This is a genomic window from Streptomyces sp. NRRL S-1022 (assembly GCF_000720135.1).
In the GTDB taxonomy this organism is placed as follows: Bacteria; Actinomycetota; Actinomycetes; order Streptomycetales; family Streptomycetaceae; genus Streptomyces.
Map to the genome: position 1 here is coordinate 1 of NZ_JOIU01000061.1, position 5,196 is coordinate 5,196.

Consider the following 5,196-nt stretch of genomic DNA (forward strand, 5'->3'; position numbering starts at 1 on the left):
CGCGCCGCCTGCTCCTCGAACAGCGCGTGCAGCGTCCCCGACACCGGCACCACCGGCCCCTGCGTACCGGCGGAAGCCAGGATCAACTCCCGCTCCCCCACCGGGAGGTACACCGCCCGCGCGTCACCCTCCGGGTCCGCCGCCATCGCCTCCAGCACCGCACGGAACATCCCCGCCAGCCGCTCCGCGTGCGGCTCGGAGATGACGTCGGCGCGGGTGTTGACGTAGAGGCGGTCGCCGCGGTTGAAGACGGTCAGGTCGAACTCGTTGGCCGCGCTGGTCATGCGGGTGCCGGTGGCGACCTTGCCGGTGTCGACCTGGTGGAAGTCGATGTAGTTGAAGTAGGCGTTGATCAGCCGGCCGCCGCCCCAGTCCCGCTGCACGACGGGCATCGGGTAGCGCCGGTGCGGCCACAGCTCGACCTCGCGGTCGAAGACCTGACCGACCAGCTCCCGCCAGGTGCGGGCGCTGCGGTCGACGGCGAACGGCAGCGTGTTGAGGTACATGCCGAGCACCCGTTCGGCGCCCGCCGCCTCGGGCCGGGTGTCGCACACCAGGCCCGCGTGGTAGGCGGGTTCGTCGGTGAGCTGGCCCATCACCTTCATGAACGCGGCGACCAGCACGCTCTTGTAGGAGACGCCGGCCGTGGCGGCCAGTTCCCGCAGCCGGTCGCCGAGGTCGTCGAAGGGGACCTCCTCGTAGACCGGTTCGGCGCTGGTGCCGGCCCAGTCGCGGGGCAGGGCCACCGGGGCGTGCCCGCTGGTGACGCGCTGCCAGTAGGCGCGGTCGTCCGCCGAGTCCAGCGCGGCCAGTTCGGCGGCGACCGCGTCGGCGAAGCGCACCTCGGGCACCGCGTACGGCTCCGGTTCGCCGCCGTCCCGGAACGCCCGGTAGCAGTCGAGCAGCTCCACCAGCAGCTGGTGGTAGCTCCAGCCCTCGGTGATCGCGTGCGACTGGGTGAACGTGACCCACCAGGCGTCGTCGCTCTCCTCGTGGGCGAGGATCCGCATCAGCGGGGCCCGGTCGATCTCGAACAGGGCGGCGCGCTGCCGGGCCTGGAGCTCGAAGCGGGCTGCGGTCAGCTGCTCCTCGGTCAGATCGCGCACGCTGTGCACGGCGACCGGGATCTCGACGGAGGCGTGCACCAGTTGCAGCGGCACCGAGTAGCCCGTGAGGTGGAAGGAGGTGCGCAGCATCTCGTGCCGCGCCGCGAGCACCCGGGCGGCGGCGCGCAGCGCCCCCGGGTCCAGCGGCCGGTCGTCGGCGACCCGGAACGTGTTGACGATGTGGTACGGGTTGCGGTTGCCGCCGGTGGTCTCGATCAGCATGCCGAGCTGGGTGCGGCCCACCGGGTAGGCGTCCGTCACGTCCTCGGGCAGCCGCGCCCGGTCCTCGGCGGAGATCAGCGCGAACGGGGCGGTGAACGCCCGCTCCTCCGCGGTGAGCGTCTCCCGCCCGGCGACCAGTTCGACGAGCCGTTCCACGGTGCGGGCCTCGAAGACGTCACGCACCGCGAGGTCGACGCCTTGGGCGCGCAGCGCGCCGACGAGCGCGACGGCCCGGATGGAGTCGCCGCCCAGGTCGAAGAAGCCGTCGCGGACACCGACCCGGGCCACGCCCAGGGCCTGGGCCCAGACCTCGGCCATCCGCTGTTCCTCTGCGTCGCGCGGGGCCAGGTAGGCGCCGCGGGCGAAGGAGGTGTCGTCGGGTGCGGGCAGCGCCCGCCGGTCGAGCTTGCCGTTCGGGGTCAGCGGGATGGCGTCCAGCGTGACGTAGGCGGCGGGCAGCATGTACTCCGGGAGCGTGCGGGCGAGCCGGTCGCGCAGCTCCTCGGGGGCGGGCCGGTCGGTGTCGCGGGTGGTGAGGTAGGCGACGAGCCGTTCCTCGTGGACGACCACGACGGCCTGCCGGACCGCGGGGTGGGCGCCCAGCGCGGCCTCGATCTCGCCCAGCTCGATCCGGTGTCCGCGGACCTTGACCTGGTCGTCCAGGCGGCCCAGGAAGTCCAGGCTGCCGTCGGCCCGCCAGGCGGCCAGGTCGCCGGTGCGGTACAGCCGGGCACCGGCCGGCCCGTACGGGTCGGGTACGAAGCGTTCCGCGGTGAGCCCGGGCCGGCCGAGGTAGCCGCGGCCGACGCCGGCGCCGCCGACGTACAGCTCGCCGGGTACGCCCACGGGCAGCGGGCGCAGCCATTCGTCCAGCACGTACAGCCGGGTGTTGCGCACCGGCCGGCCGATCGGGACCCGGGCGCCGAGGTCGGCGGTGCCGGACAGCACGGCGTGGGTGACGTCGTCGGAGCACTCGGTGGGGCCGTAGGCGTTCACCAGCGGGATGCCGGGGTGGCGGGCGAGCCAGCGGTCGCACAGCTCGGCGGGGAGCGCCTCGCCGGTGACGACCAGTCTGCGCAGCCGCGGCAGGGCGGGCGCCGCGGCACCCGCGTCCCAGTAGTCCAGGGCGGTCCGCAGCAGCGACGGCACGACCTCCAGGACGGTGACGTCCTCGGCGGCGACCCGCGCGAACAGCTCCTTCGGGTCCAGCGCCGTGGCCCCGTCGACGGTGCGCACGCTGCCGCCGACGACGAGCGGGGCGAGCATCTGCCACACGGAGATGTCGAAGGCCGGGGAGGCGTTCTGCACGACGCTGTCGCCGGCGTCCAGCTCCAGGTCCTCGATCTTGGCCAGCAGGTGGTTGCCCATGCCGTCGCGGCGCACCATGGCGCCCTTGGGGCGGCCGGTGGAACCGGAGGTGTAGATGACGTACGCCAGCCCGTCCTGTCCGGCGAGCGGCTCCGGGTCGGTGTCCGGCCGGGCACCCCACGAGTCCGGACGGTCGGCCAGGACGCGGGTCACGCCCTCCGCGTCGGGCACCGCGGCGGCCGTTGCCCCGGCGGTGAGCAGGAAGCGGGCACCGGCGTCCTCCACCATGAACCGCAGCCGGTCGGCGGGCGCCTCCGGGTCGAGCGGCAGATAGGCGCCGCCGGCCTTGAGCACCGCCAGCACGGCCAGGACCAGCTCCGGGGAGCGTTCCAGGCAGAGGGCGACCAGGGTCTCCGGTCCCACCCCGAGTCCGCGCAGGTGGTGGGCGAGCCGGTTGGCGCGGCCGTTCAGCTCCCCGTACGTCACCATCCGGTCGTCGGCGGTGACGGCCACGGCGTCCGGGGTGAGCGCGGCACGGCGCTGGAACTCCTCGGGTACCCGCAGGTCGACCGGGGTGCGGGCGGTGTCGGTGCGGGTCTCCAGCAGCAGTGTGCGCTCGCCGTCCGGCAGGCAGTCGGCACGGGCGTCGCCGTCCACGTCGGCGACGATCGCCTCCAGCACCGCGCGGTACATCGCGCGCAGCCGCTCACCGTCGGCCCGGCCGAGGACGGCGGTCCGGGTGGACAGGCTCAGCCGGTCGGGCCGGCAGTGCACGGTGACGTCGAACTCCGTGCGGTTGGTGCCGAGCCGGGCGTCGGCACGGGTCTCGTCGCCGTCCTCCCCGTCCAGGCGGGGCAGGTCGACGTAGTTGAACGCGACGCTCACCAGCCGTCCGCCGCGCCAGGACCGCTGGAGGGCGGGGAACGGGTAGCGCCGGTGCGGCCACAGCTCGACCTCCCGGTCGAAGACCCGGGTGATCAGCTCCCGCCAGGTGCGGGCGGAACGGTCCACCGGGAACGGCACGGTGTTCAGGTGCATGCCGTACACCCGGTCGGCGCCGAGCATCTCGGGACGGGCGTCGACGACCAGGCCCAGCTGGAAGGCCGGGGACTCGGTGAGCCGGCTCATCACCTTGGCGTGGGCGGCGAGCAGCACGCTCTTGACGGAGGTCCGCAGCCGGGTGGCCACCTCGCGCAGCCCCGGTTCCAGGTCGGCGAGGGGCAGCACGAGGTCGTAGCCCTCGCCGGGTTCCGGGGCGCGCTCCCAGCCGTCGGGCAGGGTGAGCGGCGGGTGGCTGTCGACGATGTCCTGCCAGTAGGCCGCGTCCTCGGCGGAGGCGAGGGAGTCCAGCTCGGCCGCGATGTAGTCGGCGTAGCGGACGTCCGGCGCCTGGTGGGGTGCCGGTTCCACGCCGTCGCGCCGCGCTCGGTAGCAGCCGATGAGTTCGGACAGCAGCCAGTTGTGGCTCCAGCCCTCGGTGATGGCGTGCGGCCGGGACAGCGACAGCCACCAGCCGTCGGCGGTGACGTAGGCGGTGACCCGCAGCAGCGGGGCGTTCCCGAGGTCGATCTCGGCGTTCCGCTCCGCCAGCAGCAGCCGCATCAGCTCGTCGTCCGGTTCGTCGCCGGCCGCGCCGGGCACGTGGTGGACGGTGACCGGGACCTCGGCCTCGGCGTGCACCAGCTGCATCGGCACCGAGTAGGAGTGCAGGTCGAACGAGGTCCGCAGCAGTTCGTGCCGGCCGACGACGGTCCGGGCGGCCCGGCGCAGGGCCTCCTCGGAGAACGGGTGGGGGTCGCGCACCCGGTAGGCGACGAAACTGCGGTAGGCGTCGCCGCCGTCGAGCAGCTCGACCACCATCCCGGTCTGCACCTGGGACATGGGGTAGGCGTCGCTCAGGCCGTCCGGCAGGGCGGCCCGGTCCTCGGCGGACAGCAGCGCGAACGTCTCGACCGGGCCCCGGGCCGCGGTCAGGTCGCCGCGCTCGGCCAGCAGGTGGGCGAGGTCGCCGACGGTACGCCGGGCGAAGACGTCGGTGACGGAGACGTCCAGGTGCTCGGCGCGCAGGGCACCGACGAGGGCGACGGCGCGGATCGAGTCGCCGCCCAGGTCGAAGAACCCGTCGTGCACACCGACCCGGTCCACGCCGAGCACGTCCCGCCACACGGCGGCGATCCGCTCCTCCAGCGGGGTGCGCGGGGCGACGTACCGGGAGGCCGCGTAGGCGGTGCGGTCGGGGGCGGGCAGGGCGCGCCGGTCGAGCTTGCCGTTGGCGGTCAGCGGGATCGCGGCCAGCGTGACGAAGGCCGCGGGCACCATGTACGAGGGCATCGACTGCCCGCACAGCGCGACGAGTTCGGCACCGGACGGCGCCTCGTCCGTCGCGGGCACGAGATAGGCGACGAGCTGCTCGTCCCGGACCACGGCGACGGCCTCGCGGACCCCCGGATGACCGGCCAGTACGGATTCGATCTCGCCGAGTTCGATCCGGTAGCCGCGGATCTTGACCTGGTCGTCGGCCCGGCCCAGGAACTCCAGGCTGCCGTCGGGCCGGCGCCGG

At 74.2% G+C, this 5,196-nt stretch carries 1 protein-coding gene; it reads right to left on the reverse strand.

Translation table 11 applies throughout. The features are described from left to right. The coding region (locus IG05_RS43065) for a non-ribosomal peptide synthetase (RefSeq protein WP_037815817.1) at positions 1-5,196 on the reverse strand (5,196 nt) is incomplete at both ends.